Here is a 24,931-nt window from a genome sequence, read left to right as displayed (position 1 = left end):
TTTCCTCGTCTAAATTAGAATATTTCCAATGAGAATCTTAAACCCCAATAAATATTTCTGGGATTCAGGAATGTAAAGTAATCCTGGTTCGGCATATCTATATAAGATTTATTCTTCTTCCATTCAGCCTTCTGAGCATCTGATGCGTTTTCATCCCATGCATGATATTCACCAGTTCTGTAGTCGCCAGGCTTGTCATCGCCATATACATATACGCCGGCAACACCAACGTTTGTGTAAGGTGGCTTAATGTTGCCTTCGTTATCCCTGATGTTTGTGAAAACACTCTGCGGCAGATGCAGCGACTTCATGTAGGCTTCGTAATCCTTTGTATCTGTAAAGCCTGCACTGCTTCCTAAGTAATCCATGTACTTGATGTTAAGCACATTCTGGATATCTGCAAAGAGCTGAAGATTTAACGGACCGAACTTCATATTCTTTGCAAGCTTTAAGTCGAAGCCGTAATAATCTCTCCACTGGACGTTGTTCTGTACGCCCGGTATCGAGCCGCCGCCTGTCCATGTGTCATAACCGCCTGAACTCCAGCTGGCCAGTAAGCTTAAACGCCAGTCTTCGAGTGGATAAATTCCACCGAACTTAGGACCGAATTCCATAGGTGTGAAGAAGTCCACATTGGCGCGTGCATAAGGCTGCGGAACCGGCTTTGTTACGAGATTATAGTTGTTAAGTGTCTCTGTTTCATAAGTTCTCTGCACCTGTGCGTTTTCATTGTATGCTGCAAAACCGAATCTGCCGCTCGTTGAAACCATATAAGTGTAGTTAATAAAACCCTGGACCCAGTTGCCGCGGTTCTTTGTAATCGTGGCTTCAAAGCCTCTTATGTCTGCATAAGAGTTTGGCTCCGGAGTAGAGTAGTTTGCAGCACCGCTGCGGCTGGTAAATGTAACCGACAATGGCTGCATTGATACGTCTTTATAGTAGCCTGAAAGGCGTACCATATATTCATCCAGTAAACTCTGTTCATATCCCAACTCGTACATGATTGTCCTCGGCAGAGGATTGTTCGGGTTGGCAACCCATACAACTGCATTATTATCAGAATATCTTCTGAGCAGATAGAGGTTCGCCGGAGTCGGCAGCTGTCTGAAATGTCCGTAGTTAAAGAACAGCTTGCTCGTTTCACTTAACGGGAATGCAATTGCAACACGCGGGCTCACGGTTACGTTAGCCTTTGTCGGCTGCTTCTGAAGCAGTGTGTCAATTCCCATTGACAACGCAGATGAGAATGCGTCCGAATACGGGTTATTTATTACATACCAGTCTGAATTGGCAGCCGAGTAGTCTACTCTTAAACCAACGTCAGCTATCATACCTTCAAATTCAAGTTTGTCTTTTACATAGACTGCACCGCGTGTAGGATAAGCATTCCATGTAGTTCTGTACCTTCCCGAAGGCAGATACTTGTCGTAAGAACCGTAATTTGCGAGGTTTTCACTGTAGCCGAATTCAACACCGGCCTTCAGGTTGTTGAATTTGTTCAGCTGTGAAGTAAGGTCAAATTTCAGGCTGTATGCCGTAACCTTGCTGGTATCTCTCGAGTTACTGAAACCAACGCTCATTCTGAAGTCTTCAACACCTGTGCTTGGTGATTCCCAGAAACCGAAGGGAGCTTCATCGTAGTATACGTTTCCGAACTTGTATACCCTGCTCGTATCTCTGTATCTTCCCGGGCTTGTGTCATATCTTGACTGGAAGCGGCTTACGGTAACTTCGTAAAATGTATTCGGATTCAGAACGTGAGTCAGTTTTGCACCAATGTTATTTACGTTAACAGTTGATGGTGTAAAATAATCGTTTGTAAAAATTCTGTTCTCAATTGTCTTTGCATTTGAGAAAAAGCTTAACTGCGAAGCAATGCTTGCAGCTGAACGGAACATTCCAACATCGCCTGTACCGCTGGTTGAAGTTCCCTGCTGCTGGCCAACGAGTCCTTCAAGGTTAAGTTTCATTCCCTGCGCCAGATCGGCGGTCAGTTTTAACTGGAAGTTATTATCAGTATAAGCATCGCGTGAAAGGGGCACTACGTACATTTCACGTGTTCCTCTGTATGCAGCCAGAAATCTCAGGTTGCCTAAATACTGGCTGACACCCGGGATGTAACCCGTAACGGAAAGATCTGCATCATAGTCAGGCTTGGTGATATCAGTATTTCTTCTGTGCTGGAAGAGGTATAATTTCTGCAGTTCCTGCGGAGTGAGGGCTGTTGCAGGATTATCCCTGAACATCTGTTCTGATAAAGCATTCCATCCTGAGAATTCAGGATACTGTGCCTGTGTGTATTCATCCCATGCACCGCTGTTTGTACCGGTCCATGCAACTGCATTATCAACAAAAGGTCTGATCCAAAATGCATTTGCGTCCTGGGGTGAATTTCCAAAGTGCTTTGCGCCTGTGGGCCTGTAACGGCCGTAGAAGGAAACGCTGAAACGGTCGGTTTTACCTTCTTTTGTTACAATGTTAACAAGACCTGAACGAATGTTTCCGTATTCAGCACTGAAACCGCCTGTCTGAACCTGAACTTCTTCAATAGCGGTGGTGCTTAAGCCTGTATAAGGCTGGTTTGAACGTTCATCACGCAGGCTGATGCCGTTTAAGAGCCAGGTCGTCTGGTCGGCTGAACCGCCGCGGAAACTGGTTCCCTGAACACCTGCCTGCAGCCCGATCATATTTGATACCTGGGCTACTGGAAGGTTTTCCATCTCTTTGCCGCTCAGGTTGAGCCTGCTGGCGGCAACGTCTTTCTGCACAACCGGGGTCTGTGCAACTACTACAACTTCAGCTGTCTGCAATGACGTTTCAACCAGTGAAATGTCTGCATCAGTTGTTTGATCGATGTTTACTCTAACTTCTTTGACAGTAGTACTGTTATAACCTATAAGGCTGGCCTTAAGATTATACTTTCCTGGCGGAACGTTTAATATTACATAGTAGCCCTCTGCATTAGATGCGGCTCCCATTTTTGTTCCTTCCAAGACTACGTTTGCACCTATAAGAAGTTCGCCAGTTCTGGAATCTTTAACCACACCGGCAATTTTTCCTCCTGTCTGTGCAAATAATGGAATGTCTGTTAGAAGTAAAAAAAGCAGAATTATTGGTAACACTAATCTCATTTTACTTTCTCCTTTCCGGCAAGGTGAGAAGGGCCGGAAAAAATAGATATTTTGAATTAATAAGTCGGACAACATTTTTAAGATTGCTTGAAAAGCTATCAAAAATAATTTCATTTGTCAAATGAAATTATGAAAAGAGTGCGCAAAGTCTGATTTTTTTTGTGCAGCGGGAATGTTATCCGGATGCCACGTCTTTTTTAGCGGCCCAATATATCCTTCTATTTACCCCATTTTTCTTTGATTTTTACTCCCGGACTGAGTATTATCTTTTATATCCGCTTTTTTGCCTGTTTTAAATGGGGAAATATTTTTGCACTGACGAAATCAAGGAGTTTTAATGATAAAAAGAAATCTTACTTTTGTTTTCTTTCTCCTGGCTTTGCTTCCCGTTGCTGTTTGTGCCCAGGAGGAAAAAGTTGAGTGGAAAAGATCCCAGACGGCCGCACCAACGGAACTTCACCTTTTCCATTCCACTCAGGCATTCAGCCTCCCTACTGCTGAAATGCTGCAGAAGGGTAACCTGCAGTTCGAAATATCTCACCGCTTCTTCCCAACCGTAAATACAGGAATCAAAAACTTTTTCGGACTGGATGGACCTGTCTTTATGCGCCTTGCACTGGGCTACGCACTGACTGATAACCTGTCATTTACTCTGGGCAGAAGCAACCTCAACGGAAATGTGGACCTCAGGCTGAAATACAGGCTCCTCCAGGTGCCAAACAGTTTCCTGCCCGTGGTTGCAGCCCTAAGGCTCGGAGCGGCATGGAATACCGAGACGGGCAGAAACTCAACCGACAGCAGGAACTACCAGTACTACGGCCAGCTCATCGTTAATGCCCTCTACCAAAATGTGCTGGGACTAGGGATTGTACCCTCCTATCTATATAATAGTAATATATTTACCAGGGATATAGAGCACACGGTTACAATCGGAACTTACATTGAAGGATACCTTACACACCGGTTCGGACTTATTTTCGAATGGAACCCGGTCATTTCGGGCTACAGGCTCAATGCCAACCCGATGGCCTTCGGCTTTGAAATTAATACGGGAGGACACTTCTTTAAGATACTCCTTACAAACAGCACTTACTTAAACCCCTCGCAGTACCTTGCCGGGGCGGAAGACCCGGTTAAGGGGAAAAACTGGAGGCTCGGCTTTAATATCACACGCCTGTTCGGATTCTGATGATTCAGCCCATTTTCTTCGTGAAAATTGACAAATGCCCGCATAATCATGCAGGCATTTGCCATTTTTTGCCCCAAAACGCACAAAAACTGCATTAACATGTGATTGTTAATCTTTTCTTTTAATGCTATTTAGTATTTAGAAAATACTCTGGCAGCAATTCATCAGAGGCATCCGGTTATTTTAGCTTTCCCTTATAACGAGCCGGCTGAAAATTTGCGAAGGAACAGGACCTTTAACTTTAGAATACTTTACAACAGGAGAACTATCATGGATGCAGCAAATCAGAAGTTGACCAACCCTTTGGCTGACCTTATCAGCGACGAGGTTTACTCGCTCCTAAGCAGCCATTACCTGATCGATGAGGTGTCGGTGAGGGATTACCTGATCAGAAAAAAATTCAGACAGATGAAGGAAAACAACATCAGGACTAACGACGCCGTCGAAAGCCTGATGGACGAATTCCCGCACCTGCAGTTTGATACTATTAAGAAGATCATTTATCATCCGCAGAGAAACAGAAAACCGCTTTTTTAATTAAACCGGAAAAGCTATTGAAACCCTGTGGAAACTATGGACATAAATCCCGTAATGTATACCTTCACAATAAGGACGGCAGATAAAAGTAAAAAGCAAATAACAGTTTTGGAAAATCTTCTCCTTTATGGCGCGGCAGTCTTTTTTGGCAAATATGTTTCTTTTATTTTTCTATAATTAAATTCATATTGCAGTTAATATATTCTTAATTTTTGGCAAGAGTTATATGCGCCCGGAAATCCAAAACGTTAAAAAAATCCTCTTTTCACAAGCTGTTTGCCTTTTTCTTTTGCTGCTGTCCTTTGGCAGCCGGCTGCTCTATGCCCAGAATAATATCCCCTCTTTTGAACATATTTCAATTGAACAGGGACTCTCCCAAAGCTCCATTAATTCAATTATTCAGGACTATAAGGGCTTTATGTGGATCGCTACGGCCGACGGACTCGACCGCTACGACGGCTATTCCTTTAAGATATTCAGGAATATTCCCCAGCAGACAGGCTCCCTTTCAGATAACAGCGTCTTTGCGGTCTATGAGGATAATTCCGGCAACCTCTGGGCCGGCACACTACTCGGAAACCTGAATAAATACGACAGGAAAAAAGAGCGCTTTACCAAATACCAGTTCGGAAGTGACTCCGGCTACACAAGCCCCGTAATTACCGCCATCCCTGAATACCCCCTTACTTTCTCCAGATTTAACGACAGAACTATCACTTCAATCTCGGGCGATAAGAAGGGAAGACTCTGGATCGGAACTTGGGGCCAGGGACTCTTCAGCTTTGACCCCCAGACCGGGAAAATAACGCATTTTACGCATGACCCAAAGAACTATAACTCCATCAGCAGCAACAGGATTGTCACCCTGATCGAGGATAAATCGGGCACACTCTGGGCCGGAACCTTCGGCGGCGGACTTGACAGAATAGAAAGAACTGTAAACGGCCGCTCCTCTGAAATTAAACTTTCTGTCACCCGCTTCCAGAATATCCCCATGCTCCCGGGCAGCCTGGGCGATAACCGCGTGACTTCCCTCTTCCAGGACCGCGACGGAAGCCTTTGGATCGGAACCTTCGGAGGCGGACTCTGCAAAATGCCTTTTAACCTCCTTAAAACAGATGCCCCCTCCAAAGTAAAATTCTTTGTTTATAAAAATAACCCCGGCAATAAATCCTCCCTCAGCAGTAACTGGATCATGAAGGTTATACAGGACCGCCGGGGATCTTTATGGATTGCTACTTTCGGCGGTGGACTCAACAGGCTCAACCCCGAAACGGACAGATTTTCCGTATTCAAAAACGACCCGCTGAACCCCGGCAGCCTCTCAGATAATGACGTCATTTCACTCTGCGAGGACCAGTCGGGTATTATATGGATCGGAACTCACCTGGGAAAAGGAATTAACAGGTACGACCGCAGCAGGAATAAATTCACACACTACAAAAACATTCCCGGCGACCCCACAAGCTTAAGCGATAACGTCATATGGGCATTCTCCGAAGACAGGGAAGGAAAAATCTGGATCGGAACCTACAGGGGCGGACTTAATGAATTCGACCGCAAGACACATAAATTCAAAAGCTTCAAAAATAACCCTTCCAACCCGAATTCCATAAGCAGCAATCACGTCAGAGCAGTCTATACCGATAAAAATGACAACCTCTGGATCGGGACTTATAACGCTGGACTTAACTTTTTCAACCGTAAAACAGGAAAGTTTACTGTCTATAAGCATAACCCCAACGATTCTGCAAGTCTTAGTGAAAACCAGGTCATATCTATCCTGGAAGACCGCTCTGGCAGCCTGTGGGCCGGCACATTCGGCGGCGGACTGGACAGGATTATAAGAAATAAAGGGCAGCTTTCTTTTGTACATTACAAAAATAACCCCGCCGACCCGAAGAGCCTGGCAGACAACAGGGTATATAAAATCCTCGAAGATAGAGACGGCACACTCTGGATCGGCACCTTCGGCGGAGGCTTAAGTAAATTCGACCCCGCAACGGGAACCTTTATAAATTATAAGCACGACGGGAATAACCCCAACAGCCTCAGCGATAACAGGGTCATTTCTATCTATGAGGATTACCAGGGCACCCTCTGGCTCGGCACTTACGGCGGAGGCCTCAACCGCTTCGACCCCCATACGGGCAAGTTCTATAAATATATGCAGGACGGATCCTTAAGCGGCGTGGTCTACGGAATCCTCGAGGATAACGACCACAACCTCTGGATCAGCTCCGATAACGGGCTTTTAAGGTTTACTCCTTCAGCTTCGGCTTTCATAAATTACGACCTCCACGACGGGCTCCAGAGCATGGAGTTCAGCGGCGGGGCTTACTATAAATCTAGCTCGGGCGAAATGTTCTTCGGCGGCATAAACGGTTTTAATTTGTTCTACCCCGACAGCATTAAGGTTAATACACACGTCCCCCCGGTTGTAATAAGCGCTTTCAGAATTTTCAATAAGGTGGTCGACGGCGAAACCGACGAGATCATCCTGACAAATAAGGAAAACTTCTTCTCCTTTGAATTTGCCGCGCTCGATTATACTAACCCCGAGCAGAACCGCTACGCATATAAGCTCGAGGGCTTCGACGACGACTGGCATTACGTTGACGCTTCAAGAAGACTGGCAAACTACACGAACCTCGATCCCGGCGACTATGTCTTCCGCGTGAGAGGTTCTAATAACGACGGTGTGTGGAATGAAAAAGGCGCTGAAGTAAAAATTACCATCCTGCCCCCTTTCTACCGCACCTGGTGGTTCATTTTCCTTGCCGTGGTGCTCATCGGCGGCACACTTACATACTTTATCGCAAACAGAATCAGCAACCTGCTGGCCATAGAAAGACTTAAAACAAAACTTGCAGCCGACCTGCACGACAACATAGGCTCGGGTCTTACGGAAATTTCAATCCAAAGCCAGGTCCTCGCTGCCCAGCTTAATAAAAATAACAGCGATGAATTAAAACAGAAACTTCTTAATATAAGTGAGACTTCAGGCCAGCTCATAGACAACATGAGCGATATAGTATGGGTGGTAAACCCGAAACGCGATACGCTCTACGACCTGATACTGAGGCTCAAGGATTCATATTCGGAAATATTTTCCTCGCTTGGAGTTTCCTTTAAGATACATAACCTTGAGGCACTCAGCAATGTAAAACTTCCTATGGAGTACAGGCAGAACTTATTCCTTATCTTTAAAGAAGCAATTAATAACAGCCTTAAACACAGCTGCTGCCGAAAAATTGAATTAAACACTTCCATTGAGGGCCGGAGGCTTGAAATGGAGTTAGTTGATGACGGAAAAGGTTTCAACATAAAACAAAGTACTCCGGGTAACGGACTTAACAACATACGCCGCAGGGCAAAAACCATCGGCGGCAGCCTTGTTGTAAAATCTGCCCCGGATGAGGGGACGAGGATTAAGTTTTCCGGTAAAATTCCACGTTCCAAAACAATATTTTTGAAACATAAAGAACAGTAAAGCGTCTTAATACTTAAAGATCCTTTACAATTTTAACCGGGCCATGAAAGGAATTTAACAATTTAACCGATACGGGTAATTTTATGATATCAGTAATTATAGTTGAAGACAACAAAACGATACGCGAAGGACTCTCGGCTCTCATTAACGGTACCGAAGGTTTCTCATGCATCGCCAGCTACGGCGACTGCGAAAATTTCCTGAACAACCTCGAATGCTCAAGCGTCGACGTGGTACTCATGGATATCGGGCTTCCGGGCATGTCTGGAATTGAAGGCGTCATAAAGGCAAAAAAGATATGCCCCGACCTGAATATCCTCATTTTAACGGTTTACGAAGAAAGCCAGGTGATATTTGAAGCCCTCTGCGCGGGCGCCTGCGGATATCTGGTCAAAAGGACGCCTCCATTAAGGCTTCTCGAGGCTATAAAAGATGCGTACGAAGGGGGATCTCCCATGAGCTCGCACATTGCGAGAAAAGTTGTAACGGTGTTCCAGCAGCACACCAATCCCCTTTTCCCCGACTCCCAGTTCGACCTGACGCAAAGGGAAAAAGAGGTTTTAACGGGACTAGCCGAAGGGAGCAGCTATCTGGACATAGCGCAGTCGCTTTTTATCAGCCTTGATACAGTGCGTCATCACATAAGGAACATATACAGAAAGCTTCACGTGCACTCCCAGTCCGAAGCCGTAGCCAAAGCATTAAGAAAAGGATTAATATAGAGAAAACTTTTACAATTTTTCCAGTGAGACCGGAGCCCCATTTCCTGACTGGCATATAGAAGGAAGATATTCCCAATACATCGGGAGCCCATGAATTGCTTTAAGTAACATGGCCAACCCGCTTAGTACAGAATAGTTTTGTTCTCTATTGCCAATTTCTCAAAGCTTCCTTAGTCTTACTTCCAAAGTAGTTTGGCTTTGGGTTCCGGTTTGGTTTCTGAGTGTGACGCTGCCATCCTCGGAGTGCAGCAGACTGCTTAAAAGTAAAAGAACCGGGATAATTGGTAATACCCGGTTCTTTAGAAAATCAATTACATGTATTCTCATTTAAGGAGGGTCATTTTGATTGATTTCTCAAAGGAATTGTTTTCTGAAATGACGTGAATTCTGCAGACGTATATTCCGCTTGGAAGACTGGCGGCATTGATATTTGTTTTATGAATTCCCGCAGGCTTTTCACCGCTGAAAACATGCATTACCTCTTTTCCCAGCATATCGTAGACTTTAAGCTCCACATGGCCGGAATAAGGCATATTATAGCTAATTGCAGTAGAAGGGTTGAAAGGATTGGGATAGTTCTGAAGGAGGTTGAAATCCTCAGGACTTACATTTTTTTCTTCTACTGCGTCTGTGAGCTTCTTATAGGAATACAAAGTTGCTTTCCCCTTCGAATTACGATCATTATAGTCAGGCCAATTAGGCTCATGAACAAATACTTCGTCATATCCGTCTCCGTTTATATCTCCAATAATTGAACTGTATTCAGAGTAGCGGAACCATTTATCGTTTCCAATCATTCCGAAATCATCTGTAGTATCAATTGTACTGCTGCCAAAGTAACCATGAATCTTCCCGACCATTACTTCTTGGTTATTTAGGTAATTTGCGTCTCCTATTAAGAAGTCATCATACCCATCACCATTAATATCACCTCCTGTACCCAAACCTAAAGAGTGGAAATTACTACCATCTATAGTCACAATGCTGTCTTTCGCAAGATATATATATACATTTGGACCGCCAACAATAATAAATTCATTCTGACCGTCTTTATTCAGATCACCCGCATTTCTAATGTCCATTCCGAAGTACGAACCAGTCTTATAAATAGGGTCAGTGAGTATTTGGGCTGGTTTATCATTTAACGGATTTCCGCCATAATAAAGATACACTCTTTCTCTTTCGTTATCCGGCATACTTACAAGAAAGTCATCGAATCCATCATTATTATAATCCCCAATACCGGTCATCTGTCTCCCAAATGAATGAGGGGCTAATGAATCCTCTGGGCACGCAAACTTAAGAATAGGAGTACTTGATAAGGTTCTGCCTCCTGAAAAGGCATATATGAATCCTTCACCATTATTCCAGTTGTAAGGGGATGCGATCATAAAGTCTCCATAACCGTCGCCATTTATATCCCCTATGTTCTCACCCAAGGTGAAGAGCATATTAAAGTAATAAGGAAACTTGAAGAAAAATTTTGGGACTGTATCAAGATCTTTACCTCCGAAATAGATCCTAAAAATGTCTGATGTATATGGATAATTAGGATCTGCAGTATCATGCTCAGCTGTCATCAGGTCAGCATATCCGTCACCATTTACATCTCCAACATTCATACTGCTCCAGCATTTGAAAATATGTGCAGGCTTTAATTCCTTCAGATTTTCAGATCCATAATAGAGTTCAGTATGACTGCGGTAAGTAACAATAAAATCATCCAGACTATCTCCATTTATGTCTCCAAGACCTGAAGTCCTGGCTAATGCATCTGCAAATGAAGAGCCGTGGAATGATGTGACATAATAAAGACTGTCCTGAGGGAAGACATCTGAAGCAATTAACTGAAAAAGAATAGCGAAGAATAAAACGGTAGATTTTTTCATAAGATGCTCAACTAAGAAATATTTTAGTCTTAAACTAGAAAAAATTAATTAAATACACCGGCATATATAAGGCCCATGCCTCTATGGTATTTATGGTCCTATTAACTTTTTTCTTATATATTATATATGGTGACAAAGAGCGTTTTCGGAAATTTTTTTGAAAATTTTTCATTTTTTTTGCTTTGGTTGGCATATCATTTTACCAAAAGGATCTTTGACAAGATGGAATGTTCAATAAAAACCTTAAATACGCCTGAAATGAGCACTTTTGTCCGAATTAACTCACCAGATATTCTATCGTAGCCTTATAAGACTGAAATGCCTGACAACTGAATGAGATTGCCTGCGGCCCTGACAAATCTCTATCATCTAACTTCAATAACTTTTCCCACTTCCATACTCATCTCCTAAAACACCTCCGCCTTTACTTCATTTCATCCCCCTAAATCTGCGCTTCAGTCCGCTTATACGGCGCCTCGGTCCAATTGCTCTTTTTCTGTCTTTCAGCAAATCTTAAATTTTACCTGTCACTTTATTCCTGCACATTAAATTATGGGGCGCTATATGAAAAAGATGAAAGTAACCTTAAGCCTGACAGCTATCGTTGCAGTTATTATCGCTATACTCTTCATGAATAAGGCTTCAAGAGAATCACAGGTGGAAAAATCTGTAACCACCGATAAAATTACCGTGTCCGTCGAACCCGCTCAGGAAGAAACTGTTTCCGACGAGCTCTCAATTATCGGCACCATTCAGTCAAATAACGACGTAATGGTCGTCTCCGAAACCCAGGGAAGAACATTAAAGGTCTTCTTTAAGACGGACGACTACGTGCGCGAAGGGACCCCCCTGGCTCAGGTCGATGATGAACTTAAAAAAGCCGCCTATACGACAGCTAAGGTCAACTTCGAAAAGGCTAAAAAGGACCTCCAGAGAATGGAAGCTCTCTTTAAGGAAAAAAACATATCGGATTCCGACCTTGAAAACGCCCGCCTCGCAGCCTCTGCCGCCGAGGCACAGTTTATTGCTGCCCAAAGGACGCTTAACGACACAAAAATCAAGGCTCCTATCTCCGGCATCATTGCAGATAAATTCATCAACCCCGGCACCATGGTCGGCCCCGGCACACCGGTTGCCAATATTATAGATATATCAAAACTCAAAGTCAGGGTTAACGTGCCTGAACGCGACGTCTTCAGGCTTAAGACCGGAGAGACAGCCATCCTTACTACCGACGTTTACCCGGGCACGGAATTAAAGGGGAAAATTGAAACTATCAGCTCCAAATCCGATAACGCGCATACCTATCCGGTTGAAATCGTTCTTCCTAATAACTCACGAACTCCCCTCAAGGCGGGTATGTTCGCGCAGGTCCGATTTACAAGCATTACAAACAGACAGTCTCTTACAATTCAAAGAGGCGCTATCGTAACCAGCATAAAGAATCCTAAAATTTTTGTCGTCGAAAACGGCGTGGCAAGACTGAGGGATATTATTGCAGGCAAAGAAACTAACAGAAGAGTCGAGGTCCTTGGCGGACTCAGGCATGGCGAAAATGTCGTCGTAAGCGGGCAGAATAACCTGAGCGATAACGCCCGGGTAACTATAAATTAATCAGCCGGCTTTAGGCATATGCCTCTAAGCATACTAAGATAAGGAACTATAAAATGACGATTACAGAATTATCTATAAAAAGACCTCCGCTTGTAATAGTAATTTTTACTGTGCTGGCTGTACTGGGTTATTTCAGCTACAATCAGCTCCGCTACGAGCTGATCCCCGACGTTACTCCTCCCTATGTTACCGTAATGACTACGTATCCCGGAGGCTCCCCGAATGAAGTTGAAACTTCAATTACTAAAGTCGTGGAAGACGCGGTTTCAAGCGTGGATAAAATTAAAACCATTCAAAGCAGCTCTTTTGAGGGCGTGTCTTTCGTATTTATTGAATTCACCCAGTCGGCAGACGTCAACATCGCCCTGCAGAACGTGCAGCGTAAGGTCGGCGAAATTGTTAACCAGCTGCCCTACAGCGCTAAAACCCCTGTAGTCTCGAAGTTCTCACTTACAGAGCTCCCGATACTAAGAATGGGCGTTACGGCTGATATGGAACCGAATGAATTCTACCAGTTCATGAAGGACAAGGTTAAACCCCAGATATCCAAACTCGCAGGAGTGGGACAGGTAACTTTTGCCGGGGGCGAGGAAAGAGAAATCAGAGTAAACCTCGACCTCGAAAAGCTGAACTCATACAACATACCCGTCCTGCAGATCCTTCAGGCAATAAAAAGCTCTAATATGGATTTCCCTGTAGGTAAGATCAAGGATGCCGACGGGCAGTACATCGTAAGGGTATCAGGCAAATTCTCCTCTCTTGAAGAACTTAAAAACCTTATTGTCAGCCGCTCTGAGGCCGGAGGTAACATAAAGCTTCAGGACGTGGCCGAGGTCGAAGACGGTACAAAAGAAGCCGAGAGCTACGCCAGGCTCAATGGCAAAAGCGCCCTTGGCGTGCTGGTGCAGAAACAGACCGACGCCAATGCAGTTGAAGTAAGCCGCCTTGTTAATCAGGAGCTTAAAAAAATTGAAGCCGCAAACGCTGGCATGAAACTGAAGTTCGACGTGGCGCAGGACCTTTCTGGCTTTACTCTCGAAGCGGCACACGCCGTAAATAAGGACCTTATGATTGCCGTTGTGCTTGTGGCAATTGTAATGCTTATATTCCTCCACAACCTCAGGAACTCCCTTATCGTAATGGTTGCCATACCGGCGTCACTTGTTTCTACTTTTATAGGAATGTACGCCTTCGGTTTCTCCCTTAACCTTATGACGCTCCTGGCGCTTTCACTCGTAATCGGCATACTCGTTGATGACTCAATTGTGGTACTTGAAAATATCTACCGCCATATGGAGCTCGGGAAACCGCAGCGCCAGGCAGCACTCGAAGGAAGAAATGAAATAGGTTTTGCCGCCCTCTCAATTACGCTTGTGGACGTTGTGGTGTTCCTTCCCCTTGCACTTATTCAGGGACTCATTGGCGACATTGTGCGGCAGTTTGCACTTGTTGTGGTCGTATCCACACTCTTAAGCCTTTTTGTTTCCTTTACTATTACTCCTATGCTTGCCTCCCGCTTTACCCGGCTGCAGCGTCTTACAAAAGATACCGCAATGGGACGCTTCGGCATGTGGGTTGAAAAAGCTTTTGATAAGCTTACTGAAAAATATACCCAGGCCTTGAAACTCGGATTGAAGAACAGCTGGAAGGTTATTGCCCTTGCAGGCTTCCTCCTCGTATTCTCTATTGCACTTGTTCCTGCCGGATTCATCGGCTCGGAGTTCATGCCGCCGTCCGACCGCGGCGAGCTCTCAGTTATTATGGAACTCCCGGAAAGAATAAACCTTGAAGAAACCAATCAGATCACTCTTCAGGCCGAAAGGATGATCTCAAAGATGCCCGAGGTTAGTAAAGTATTTGCAAACGCGGGTGCCTCGTCAGAAGGCTTTATAGGATATACTTCAAACAGCGTGGCAGAACTTAACGTGTCGCTTGTTCCAAAGACCCAGAGGACAAAAAGCGATATACAGGTAAGCCGCGAAATAAAGGAAAAGCTCCTGCAGATACCGAGCGTTAAACCGAGGGTCAGCCCAATAGGCATGTTCGGCAGCTCCGATATGGCCCCCATTGCCCTGCTTATAAGCGGCCCCGATTTTAACGAGGTTGAAAACGTGGGCAAAATGCTCAAAGAGGCCGTCCGGAAAATCCCCGGCACGGCAGACGTCCGCATCAGCAGCGGCGAGGGAAAACCTGAAACCCGTGTTGAAATCAACCGCGAGAAAATGGCCGCACTCGGCATCGGATTAGACCAGGTTGCAGCCACACTCAGGGTTGCCTTTACGGGCGATGACGAATCTAAATACCGCCAGGGCAACGATGAATACGATATAAGAATCGTTTTCGATCAGTTCGACCGCAACAATACTTCCGACCTCGGAAAGATAACTTTTATGAACACCCGCGGCGAAAAAATCGAGCTCTCACAGTTTGCTAATATTTATCAGACTATCGGCCCCACACAGCTTTCAAGAAAAAACAGGACCGCCGCAATCTCACTTTTATCGCAGGCTGTAGGCCGCCCGAGCGGAGACATAGCTGAGGATATTAAAAAGGAACTCGCAAAGCTGAAGATCCCATCTAATATAGAAGTTACTTTTGAAGGCGACGTGCAGATGCAGGAAGAGTCCTTCGGAAGCCTCTTCATTGCCCTCATGGTGGGAATCCTTTTTGTTTACCTCATCATGGTGGCGCTCTATAACTCTTTTGTCTACCCCTTCATTGTCCTTTTCTCTATTCCTGTGGCAATAGTTGGAGCGCTCCTGGCAATGGGACTGTTTATAAAATCACTCAACATATTCTCCATACTCGGCATTATCATGCTCGTGGGACTCGTGGGCAAGAACGCCATTCTGCTCGTTGACCGTACGAACCAGATGCGCGCCGAAGGCATGCCCATGCGCGATGCACTTATTGATGCGGGACAGACAAGACTAAGGCCTATTTTAATGACTACATTTTCTATGGTCTTCGGTATGCTTCCTATTGCAATCTCCATGGGTGCAAGTTCCGAACTGAAATCGGGCCTTGCCACGGCTCTTATCGGAGGCCTTATCAGTTCACTCCTCTTAACGCTTATACTTGTTCCTGTAATTTATATTAAGGTTGAAAACCTTAAGACGAAGGTTATGAACTTTATCCAGAGGTTTAAGGAAAAAGGACAAAAGGAAGAAAAAACTCCCGAAGAAAAATACTCCCAGCCCGTGGAAGAAGAAGAGCCCGAAAATTTCAGCTTCAGAAAAATGCTGAAAGGCTTCAGTATTTTTGTCTTAATACTAATAGCACTTTCTTCCTCTTCTTACGCTCAGAGTGTAAGAAGGCTTTCTCTTAAGGATGCCGTTGCAATTGCGCTTGAACAGAACAGGGACCTTAAGGTTGCCTATTACGACAAAGAGAAAAACGAGCAGAGGGTAAAGGAAGCATACGGAAATGCAATGCCCACTATTACAGGATCGGGCCAGTACACAAGGAACCTTCAGCTTCCTGTTTTCTATATGCCGAGCTTTTCATTCGACCCACAGGTGGGGCTCACCATGGGCCCCAGCCAGCCGATGGAAATAGGCCTTAAGAATAATTTCTCGGGCACAATAAGCGCCGAATGGCCGCTTTACCAGGGAGCAATTTATGCCGGCATCAGGGCCGCCAGAATTATCGATGAGATCAGCTCTGAAAACATAACAAACACCCGCGCCTTAACAATTACAGAGGTTAAGAAGGCATACTATAATATTCTTATAGTAAAGGAACAGTTTAACCTGCTTGAGCAGAGCATTAAAAGAGGCAGGCAGGCACTTAAGGATGTTAAACTCTTATACCAGCAGGGACTTGCAGGCGAGCTCGATACATTAAGGGCTTTTGTTGCGGTTGAAAACCTGAAGCCTATGCTGATAAAGACTGAAAACGGTATCTCAATTGCAAAATCTTATCTCGGCAACCTCCTGGGATTGTCTGCGGGCGAAACAGTTGAACCTTTGGATTCACTTACTGCCGGGGAGCTGTTAAGGCAGTACGACTTTTCCGGAGCGTCCACAGAAGAAGCCTTGAATAAGCGTCCTGAACTCAGCCTTCTGGACCTTCAGATTAAGGCCAATGATGAACTAATTAATGCGGAAATTGCAGGGCACATGCCTACACTTGCCGCATTCGGACAGCTTCAGGCAGTGCTCCAGGCAGACAACTATAAATTCAACCAGCGCTGGCCCGCAAGCGCAGTAATCGGGCTTAATCTCTCAATTCCAATTTTTTCAGGCTTTAAGACTGAGGCCAAAATTGAGCAGGCAAGAATTGAAAAGAAAAAGCTTGAGACACAGTTTGACAACCTGAAAGATTTAATTGTAACGGATGTCAAGGTCAACACTTCAAGCGTCGAAGAAGCGCATAAAAGAATAGAAGCGCAGACACAGACGGTAAAGTCGGCCGAAAGGAGCTATGAGTTAACAAGAAGCCGCTGGCTTAAAGGTGTAAGCCGCCAGACGGAGCTTTTTGACGCCGAGCTTGCCTTAACACAGGCAAAAACAAATTACCTCCAGGCCGTTTACGATTACCTGGTAGCCGGAGCCGAACTCGAAAAATCCCTCGGTCGCGCCGGAAGATAATGAGTGCAGGTCCTCGGGTCTCTGCCCTTGGACCTCGAACCTTGAACCTTGAACTAAAAAAGTGTTAATTTGAAATGGAAAATCAGAGGAATTCCCGGGCTGATACCCGGAACGATATTAATATGCTTAAAAGCTACAGGAATTATATAAGGGAAAACAAATCCTACGTTTTCGACAGGAGCTTCCGCTTCATCGGGATGCCTGTAATCGGAGTGTTTGTTTACCTTATAATCCTTGTTTCAACCCCCATCCCTACCGGGGAATCCTTCTCCTTCTGGCCCCATGTGCTTGGCGATTTAATTGTTGCCGTTGCAATTTCCATTCTCGTATGGGAAGGCAACCTTAAGATCAACGACAGAATTGGAAAACACTACGACTGGTACACTCAGCCCAGGAAAAGACTTCTCTACCAGATACTCTTTAATACAGTTTATACTGTTTTTGTCATTCTGGGAGCCATCCTTCTTTATACTAAAATAATGGATTACCCGCTCCAGAAAGCAATGCCATTTATCAGGCTCACGATGCTCATCGGCGTAATTATTTTTCTTTTAATCGACGCTATTTATATAGGCTCACACTTTTTCCGCCAGTGGGAAAAATCGCGATTCGAATCCGAGGAGCTCAAACGCCAGAACCTGCAGTCGCAGTTCGACGCCCTTAAAAACCAGGTCAATCCCCATTTCCTCTTTAACAGCCTGAATACTCTTGCAACGCTTATCTCAGAGGATCAGAAACTGGCAGAGGAGTTTGTGCAGAGAATTGCAAGCGTCTACCGCTACGTCCTGCAGAATAAGGACAAGGAGCTCATTGAGCTTGAAGAAGAATTAAATTTCATAAAAGCTTTTCTTTTTCTTCAAAGCGTCCGCTTTGGCGAAAACCTTACCGTAGAACTTAAAGTCCCGGCAAATTTTACCAGGTACTATATTGCGCCTTTAACACTTCAGATGCTGGTTGAAAATGCAATAAAGCATAATATTATTTCTTCTGAAAAACCTCTTGAAATACATATCTGCGTCGACGATAATAATATGCTTGTTGTAAGTAACAATCTGCAGAAGAAAAAAAATTCCGGCACTTCCACCGGAATAGGACTCGTGAATATTCAGCAGAGATACGACCTTCTTGTAAAAAAGAATATAGAAATTCTTAATGATGATTCTCATTTTACAGTTAAAATCCCTTTAATCAAAGAGAAGCCCGCTCATGAAAATACTAATTATTGAAGATGAGGCTCCCGCTTCAAGAAGACTTAAGAAACTGCTTTCAGAGCTGGAACCCACGGCTGAAATTGAAGGCGGCCTGGAAAGCGTGGAGGCTTCGGTTAAGTGGCTTAAGAATAATCCTGCGCCCGATTTAATATTTATGGACATTCAGCTTTCAGACGGACTCAGCTTCGAAATATTTAACAGTGTGAGTGTCGACAGCCCCGTTATTTTCACTACCGCCTACGATGAATATGCAATTCAGGCATTTAAGGTTAACAGCATAGATTACCTCTTAAAGCCTATAGACACTGAAAGCCTTGCCGCAGGAATCGATAAATACAGGAAGATAAGAAACGTTTATTCCGTCCAGTACAGGGCCAATGAAATTGCGGAGCTCTTAAGATCCATTACCCCGGCGCGCCCTGTGTATAAGTCGAGGTTTCTTATAAAGTCAGGCACAAGCATGCTGGTCATACCGGCCGGCGAAATAGCATATTTTTATGTTGAAAATAAAATCACTTACCTCGTAGGACGCAACGGTAAAAGACATCTTACGGATCACTCGCTGGACGAACTTGAAGAGCTCCTGGATCCTCAGCACTTCTTCCGCGCCAACAGAAAATTTATCGTGCATATAGATACAATTGAAAGCGCGGCCCCGGCCTTCGGTGGAAAACTTAAGCTCAGGCTCCTGCAGAAAACTGATGAGGAAATAGTTGTAAGCCGCGAAAGGGCTTCGGCATTCCGTGAGTGGCTGGATAAATAAGATTACTTTGGAATTGTAAAATAGAAGGTCGAACCCTCTCCGGGCTCAGACTCCACCCAGATCCGGCCCCCGAAGTTTTCCACAATTTTCTTGCACAGCGCAAGCCCTATTCCCGTTCCCGGATATTCACTCCTGTCGTGCAGGCGCTGAAATATGCTGAAGATCCTCTGGCTGAACTGCGGGTCTATTCCAATGCCGTTATCTTTAACCATAAAGCGCCACTCGGTCTGCCCGGGGCTGCAGCCTATGTGGATTTCAGGAGCCTTATCACCTCTGAATTTTATTGCGTTTGAAATGAGGTTCTCAAAAAGCTGCACTATCTGACCTGTCTTTGCCTGAATTACCGGCAGGTTTTCACGCCTTATAAAAGCGCAGCTTTCATTTATTTCAGGCTCAAGACCCTTTAGGGCCTTATCGAGCGCGGTATTACAGTTTACAGCTTCAAGGTTACTGTCACTCGAAGTGCGCGAAAACTCAAGCAGGTCGCGTATAATACTCTGCATTCTTTTAGCGCCTTCAACTGCAAAGTTTATGTACTCGTCGGCAGTCTGATCCAGCTTATCGTGATATTTTTTTGATAACAGCTGCGTAAAGCTTGCAACCATTCTTAAAGGCTCCTGAAGGTCGTGCGAGGCAACGTAGGCATACTGCTCAAGCTCACGGTTTGAACGCTCCAGCTCAGTAAGCGTCTTTCTCAGCTTCTCCTCATCCTGCATCAGCTTTGTAATGTCCTGGTTTACAAGTATTACGCTTTCAACGGTTTTGTAGTCATTAAAAATCGGTATCGCGGAATTCATAATAGTCCTGCGCGTCCCGTCTGATGAGATGATGTCAATAACCTTATCCATTATCACCTCGCCGTCTTTCAATGCCTTAAGTATCATCCATTCTCCGGGCTTAATTTCCTCTCCTGAGTCTGTCCACCACCCCTTGAAAGAAGCCAGCTCGGTGGAATCCATCCTTTTAATATTGCCCCAGATCTTCTTGAATGCCTGGTTTGAAAGTATAATTTCGCCTTCTTTATCTATAAGCCCCAGTCCCACTGGAATAATATCCACAACGCTTCTAAGGAGCACCTCCTGCTGGTGAAGCATTGTTTCAGATTCCCGGCGCCTGCGCCTTATTTCGGATTCACGGATCTCCCTGTCGAGTGCGGGAACAAGCCTGGTAAGGTTTCCTTTCATCACATAATCATGAGCCCCGGCCTTCATCGCTTTGACGGCAGTCTCCTCGCCTATTGTGCCGGAAACAATTATAAAGGGAATATCGAGATTTCTTTTCTTCACAATCTCAAGCGCGGCAAGGGCGTTAAATGCCGGAAGCTGGAAATCCGAAATTATGGCATCCCAGGACTGCCTGTCCAGGGCTGCCGTCATTGCGTCTCCATCCATTACAGTTTCACTGTATACATTCAAGCCGCTTTTCTTCAGCTTTAATTTCAGAAGCTCTGCATCATCCTCATTGTCTTCAATAAGCAGAATGCGGATCTGGCTCTCCAAACTAATTCCCTCCTGTGCCATAAGGCAGTTCATTTATTATCAGCCAGTAAGGCCCCAGACAGCTTATAAGCTGTACAAACTCATTAAAATCAACCGGTTTAATTACATAGCTGTTTATGCCCAGGCTGTAGCTGCTCATTATATCGTTCCTGTCGTTTGACGTCGTCAGCACTACAACGGGAAGGAGCTTTGTCTCCGGGTTCCCTCTAAGCTGCCTTAGTACTTCAAGGCCGTTCAATCCGGGCAGATTCAGGTCCAGGAGTATTACTGCAGGCATCCTCTTATTGTCCCTTCCTGAATACTCTCCTCTTGCGAAAAGATAATCGAGAGCTTCAAAACCGTTACGGGCGACAACAACCTCATTATTAATGTTATTTTTTTTCAGAGCAAGGAGTGTCAGCTCCTCGTCATCCTGATTATCTTCCACAAGCAGTATGATCTTGTTTTCCAATTTCTTTTAGCCGCTGATATTTTTAATAATGTATGTGTTTAAACATTAAATTTCAGGAGAAAAAATTGGACGTTGCATTTATTTCTTAAGATTCCGGCTGCTGCAGATAAAAATAGAAAACTGCCCCTTCACCCACTTTCCCCTCGGCTTTTATGCTTCCGCCGTGCCGGTGTATGATCCTCTGAACTATCGCAAGGCCTATACCCGTGCCTTCAAATTCTTTCGGCGTATGCAGGCGCTGGAAGGGCATGAACATCCGGTCTTTAAATTGCTCATTAAAACCCGCACCGTTATCGCGTATAAAGAACTGAGGCCTTCCGTCAATTACCGTTTGGCCAACTTCAATTTCTGCATTTTCATGCTTTGCTGTAAACTTCCAGGCGTTCCCAATGAGATTCTGCAGCATTATCCTGATAAGGTTTTCATCGGCTTTTGCCTTCAGGCCGGGTTGAATAATAAAATTAACCTGGCGCCCGGGCTCATTCCTCTGAAACTCCTCTGCAATTTCATGTGAAATGGAAGAAATATCCACTTCCGTAATTTTCATTTCAGCCCTCGAAAGACGCGACAGGTTGAGCATGTCATCTATTAAAATACCCATGCGCTGGCTTGCATTGCGTATCCTCTGAAGATAGTTCTTCCCCTGCTCATCCAGCCTGGCGGAGTAGTCTTCCAGAAGCGAGAGGCTGAAGCCGTCGATCCCTCTTAAGGGGGCTTTTAAGTCGTGCGACACCGAATAGCTGAAAGCTTCCAGCTCCTTATTCATTTCATAAAGCTGATGCGTGCGTTCAAGTACCCTCTGCTCCAGGGTTTCATTTAACTCCCGGATTTCAAGTTCCGTCCTCTTCTTTTCAGTTATATCGGTATTCACCACCACTCCCCCTATTACAGTATCATCCATTCTTATAGGTGCCGCGGCTGTCCTTATAACAAGTTCTTTTCCTGTTTTAAGGTTCACAAGGTTTATTTCCGAAGCGGCAGTCTGCCCGTTAAGCGCCAGGGCAAATGGCATATTCAGCGGATTTACTTTCTCGCCCGTATCGGCATAGCTGGCCCTGATCTTATCATAAAAGTTCGGATCTTTATTTAGTTCATCAAGGCTGCTGATTCCAAGGAGCTCATAGGCTACAGAGTTAGCTTTTGTAAGACCCGTTTCATCTCCCACAAATACGGCGTCCGGAAGGCTTTCAAATATAGCGCTTAGCTCGGCAGCACGCCTGCGTTCAGATTCCAGGAGCCTCTCCTTTTCCTCCTCTGCTTTCTTTCTCTGCGCTACTTCGGCCCTCAGCTTCCTGTTTGCCTCCTCAAGCTGCGCGGTCCTCTGCAGGACTCTTTTTTCAAGATTTGCATTAAGGCGCGTAACCTCCTCCTGCGCCTTGTTTCTTTCCCGGATCTCAGCCTCCAGGTCATCGTTTGTATTCTGAAGCATTACCCTTCTTTCCTCAGAAAGCTTTGCATCCTGAATAATAGTAATAATGCGCGGCACAATAGGCGGCAGAGCCACGGCAGTTGCAACTGAAGCTACGGCGGTAACAAGCTTAATTCCGCCCGAAAGCCAGTAGTAAGCATCCCAGAGAGTTACAACATCCATCAGGTGCGTTGTACCGCAGGTAATGATAAAGATTCCAAATGCAATAAACATTTTGGCGAATGGGATATCTTTTCTCGTCTTATATATTAGCGCCCCCAGAGTAATAGTAATTGCCCAGTAGGAAAGCCCAATTAAAGAATCTGAAGAAGCATGAAGCCACACCAGATCCGGCGTCCAGAAGTAGCAGTTTCCGTGCGGCATATAATCCGCGCTGAAGAGGTTCTTCACGAGCTGCGGCCAGAAATATATGAGGGCCAGTGACGCAGCCAAAAGGCCGGTTTCATAACGCATTAAAAATATACGTATATACCTAAACATAGATCGTCTTTCTTAACCTGTTATATTCAATTTAAATCCGGGCCTTTAGACCGTTCAAGGTTAAAATGAGGGACGCCCCGCCTCCGGGAGCCATGTATTTTTCAGGCACTCGGCGCCAGGAACTGGGCGCCAGGAACCATTTCCTGGCGCCGCTCCGCTGATCTATTTACAATTGCATTATTATTTTCTAAATTGTTCTTCAACATGGGATTAAACACAATGAAAAATAAATGGATATTTATTGCCGCTATAATGGGTTTTCTCGGCGTGGCGCTTGGAGCCTTCGGCGCTCACGGGCTCAGAAATTACCTGGGGCCGCAGGATATTGAAACGTACAAAACGGGCGTTTTATACCACCTCATCCATAGCGCGGTGCTGCTTTCAATAGGATTCTACAACAATGAAAAATTAAACAAAGCCGCAGCCTTCATCCTTGCAGGAATAATACTTTTTTCATTCTCCCTTTACGCCTATGCCGTAACAGGCATAAAATTCCTGGCCTTCATCACCCCCTTTGGCGGCGTAAGCTTCCTCACAGGCTGGTCCCTTATCGCATACTACGGAATAAAAAAATAATCCTAAAAATAGCCACAATCCTCCTGTGAAAATCCGGGGCTAAAGCCCAAACGGGGAGAGGGGATTCCGCAATCCACGAGCTAAAAGCTCGCGGCAATTCATTCCCCTTCCTCCCGTCGGACGTCGGACGTTGGACGTCGGACCTTCCCTCCCGTCGGACGTCGGACGTTGGACGTCGGACCTTCCTCCCCGTCGGACCTTCCTCCCGTGGCTTAAAATTTGAATCATATTAATGTTAAATGGGATTTGTTGATGCAGGAAGTTGGAAAAACCGCGGAATAACCCTGTTTCCGCGCTTTTATTCGATTTCTTTTGAAGAGGCAATCACTTTTACAGGTAAATTTTACATGTACATGTTACATGTAGCCCAAAGAGGAACCAATAACCAGGAAATATTACAGATAAATTTTAACTAAATAAAACAATGCCGCCCGGATGCTGGAACCATCCGGACAGCTTAAGCGCAAACACCAAGGCGGGGTCAACTTTCACCACAAAGGGTGAAGTACGCCTTTTTGTTTGCTTGGCCTAAAATAATAAAATCCGCAACAAAAGGGGATAGTTCTATGAAGCTAAAAACTACAATTCTCATTCTGAGTCTCATAGCACTTCAGATCAGCCTCAGGGCACAGGAAAAATGCCTTACCGCGCTGAATCTTCAGGAGCTTACCACACAAAATCCGCTGCTGGCATCCGGCATAAATAACCTGGACAATTACGTACAGGAAAAGATGCCCGAAGCCTTAAATCAAATCAACTCAGGCCAGACCAGCCTTATCAGAATTCCCGTCGTCGTACACATCGTGTATAACCCGGCAGTGCCTGATGAAAATATCAGCGACCAGGATATCCAGTCGCAGATCAGAATACTGAATGAAAATTTCAGAAGAAGCCCCGGCGGCACTGATGCAATGATAGAATTCTATCTTGCCGATACAGATCCTTCAGGCAATCCCGCACTGGGCATCACCAGAACCGCCACAAGCCACGGCGCATTCTACTGGCAGGTTAAGGGCGGGAAGGATATGACCGCCGTAAAGTATTCCTCCATGGGCGGAATCGACGCATGGGATACGGGACTCTATCTTAATATATGGGTGTGCGACCTGATGTATAATATGGGTGTAACTTACGGCTACGCTCAGCTTCCTTTCTACTCCGGCAGTACACAGAGTGAACTTTATGAAAAAACGTCCGACGGCGTCGTAATCGACTATAAGGCCTTCGGCAGCGCAGGCTCTAAAAAATACCCCGGAGTAGACAGGGCCAGAACCGCTACTCATCAGACGGGGCACTGGCTGGGACTTAAAGACGCACAGACAAAAACACCGGACATGAAGCCTTCGGCAAACTAT

At 45.2% G+C, this 24,931-nt stretch carries 14 protein-coding genes; 9 read left to right on the top strand and 5 right to left on the bottom strand.

The window, feature by feature from the left end:
* Positions 1-14: 14 nt before the first annotated feature.
* A complete protein-coding gene (locus HF312_11620) occupies positions 15-3,131 on the bottom strand; it encodes a TonB-dependent receptor (GenBank protein ID MCU7520855.1) in 3,117 nt (1,038 codons plus the stop codon).
* A gap of 337 nt (positions 3,132-3,468) precedes the next feature.
* Here HF312_11620 and HF312_11615 point away from each other — a divergent pair, with 337 nt between their 5' ends.
* The 4 genes from HF312_11615 to HF312_11600 all read left to right on the top strand — a co-directional run bounded on the left by HF312_11615 (position 3,469) and on the right by HF312_11600 (position 9,072).
* Positions 3,469-4,320 (top strand): hypothetical protein, encoded by an 852-nt coding sequence (locus HF312_11615; protein ID MCU7520854.1) that lies wholly within the window; start codon positions 3,469-3,471, stop codon positions 4,318-4,320.
* Between the two features lie 270 nt (positions 4,321-4,590).
* Positions 4,591-4,857 carry a hypothetical protein gene (locus HF312_11610; GenBank protein ID MCU7520853.1) on the top strand — a complete coding sequence of 89 codons (267 nt, stop codon included), beginning with the start codon at positions 4,591-4,593 and terminating at the stop codon, positions 4,855-4,857.
* 289 nt (positions 4,858-5,146) lie between these two features.
* Positions 5,147-8,350, top strand: coding sequence for a histidine kinase (locus HF312_11605; GenBank protein MCU7520852.1), 3,204 nt, complete (start codon positions 5,147-5,149; stop codon positions 8,348-8,350).
* An 83-nt stretch (positions 8,351-8,433) separates the two neighbouring features.
* Entirely contained in the window at positions 8,434-9,072 is a 639-nt protein-coding gene (locus HF312_11600) for a response regulator transcription factor (GenBank protein MCU7520851.1), read from the top strand.
* 323 nt (positions 9,073-9,395) lie between these two features.
* Here the strand turns inward: HF312_11600 and HF312_11595 are convergent, their stop codons facing one another.
* Positions 9,396-10,961: a T9SS type A sorting domain-containing protein gene (locus HF312_11595; GenBank protein MCU7520850.1), complete on the bottom strand. Its 1,566-nt coding sequence runs from the start codon at positions 10,959-10,961 to the stop codon at positions 9,396-9,398.
* 564 nt (positions 10,962-11,525) lie between these two features.
* Here HF312_11595 and HF312_11590 point away from each other — a divergent pair.
* The 4 genes from HF312_11590 to HF312_11575 all read left to right on the top strand — a co-directional run bounded on the left by HF312_11590 (position 11,526) and on the right by HF312_11575 (position 19,141).
* Entirely contained in the window at positions 11,526-12,575 is a 1,050-nt protein-coding gene (locus tag HF312_11590) for an efflux RND transporter periplasmic adaptor subunit (GenBank protein MCU7520849.1), read from the top strand.
* Positions 12,576-12,628: 53 nt separating this feature from the next.
* Entirely contained in the window at positions 12,629-17,167 is a 4,539-nt protein-coding gene (locus HF312_11585; protein MCU7520848.1) for a TolC family protein, read from the top strand.
* Positions 17,168-17,241: 74 nt separating this feature from the next.
* A complete protein-coding gene (locus tag HF312_11580) occupies positions 17,242-18,393 on the top strand; it encodes a histidine kinase (protein ID MCU7520847.1) in 1,152 nt (383 codons plus the stop codon).
* Positions 18,374-19,141 (top strand): response regulator transcription factor, encoded by a 768-nt coding sequence (locus HF312_11575; GenBank protein ID MCU7520846.1) that lies wholly within the window; start codon positions 18,374-18,376, stop codon positions 19,139-19,141. Before HF312_11580 ends, HF312_11575 begins: the two co-directional genes overlap by 20 nt.
* A 2-nt stretch (positions 19,142-19,143) precedes the next feature.
* On the opposite strand, the gene HF312_11570 is transcribed toward HF312_11575, so the two are convergent.
* The 3 genes from HF312_11570 to HF312_11560 all read right to left on the bottom strand — a co-directional run bounded on the left by HF312_11570 (position 19,144) and on the right by HF312_11560 (position 23,000).
* Entirely contained in the window at positions 19,144-20,640 is a 1,497-nt protein-coding gene (locus HF312_11570) for a response regulator (protein MCU7520845.1), read from the bottom strand.
* Position 20,641: 1 nt separating this feature from the next.
* Complete coding sequence (locus tag HF312_11565) at positions 20,642-21,091, bottom strand: response regulator (GenBank protein ID MCU7520844.1); 450 nt, start codon at positions 21,089-21,091, stop codon at positions 20,642-20,644.
* An 85-nt stretch (positions 21,092-21,176) separates the two neighbouring features.
* Positions 21,177-23,000 carry a PAS domain-containing protein gene (locus tag HF312_11560; protein ID MCU7520843.1) on the bottom strand — a complete coding sequence of 608 codons (1,824 nt, stop codon included), beginning with the start codon at positions 22,998-23,000 and terminating at the stop codon, positions 21,177-21,179.
* A gap of 219 nt (positions 23,001-23,219) precedes the next feature.
* Here HF312_11560 and HF312_11555 point away from each other — a divergent pair, with 219 nt between their 5' ends.
* Positions 23,220-23,576, top strand: coding sequence for a DUF423 domain-containing protein (locus HF312_11555; GenBank protein MCU7520842.1), 357 nt, complete (start codon positions 23,220-23,222; stop codon positions 23,574-23,576).
* Positions 23,577-24,931: the final 1,355 nt, after the last annotated feature.

Source organism: Ignavibacteria bacterium (genome assembly GCA_025612375.1).
Lineage (GTDB): Bacteria > Bacteroidota > Ignavibacteria > Ignavibacteriales > SURF-24 > JAAXKN01.
The sequence above is the reverse complement of the archived record's forward strand: the minus strand, read 5'-3'. Positions and strand labels throughout refer to the sequence as shown.

Coding starts and splice junctions, on each gene's coding strand:
- HF312_11615 (MCU7520854.1), top strand. CDS start 3,469: ATGATAAAAAGAAATCTTACTTTTGTTTTCTTTCTCCTGGCTTTGCTT.
- HF312_11590 (MCU7520849.1), top strand. CDS start 11,526: ATGAAAAAGATGAAAGTAACCTTAAGCCTGACAGCTATCGTTGCAGTT.
- HF312_11575 (MCU7520846.1), top strand. CDS start 18,374: ATGAAAATACTAATTATTGAAGATGAGGCTCCCGCTTCAAGAAGACTT.
- HF312_11585 (MCU7520848.1), top strand. CDS start 12,629: ATGACGATTACAGAATTATCTATAAAAAGACCTCCGCTTGTAATAGTA.
- HF312_11560 (MCU7520843.1), bottom strand. CDS start 23,000: ATGTTTAGGTATATACGTATATTTTTAATGCGTTATGAAACCGGCCTT.
- HF312_11610 (MCU7520853.1), top strand. CDS start 4,591: ATGGATGCAGCAAATCAGAAGTTGACCAACCCTTTGGCTGACCTTATC.
- HF312_11620 (MCU7520855.1), bottom strand. CDS start 3,131: ATGAGATTAGTGTTACCAATAATTCTGCTTTTTTTACTTCTAACAGAC.
- HF312_11555 (MCU7520842.1), top strand. CDS start 23,220: ATGAAAAATAAATGGATATTTATTGCCGCTATAATGGGTTTTCTCGGC.
- HF312_11580 (MCU7520847.1), top strand. CDS start 17,242: ATGGAAAATCAGAGGAATTCCCGGGCTGATACCCGGAACGATATTAAT.
- HF312_11595 (MCU7520850.1), bottom strand. CDS start 10,961: ATGAAAAAATCTACCGTTTTATTCTTCGCTATTCTTTTTCAGTTAATT.
- HF312_11600 (MCU7520851.1), top strand. CDS start 8,434: ATGATATCAGTAATTATAGTTGAAGACAACAAAACGATACGCGAAGGA.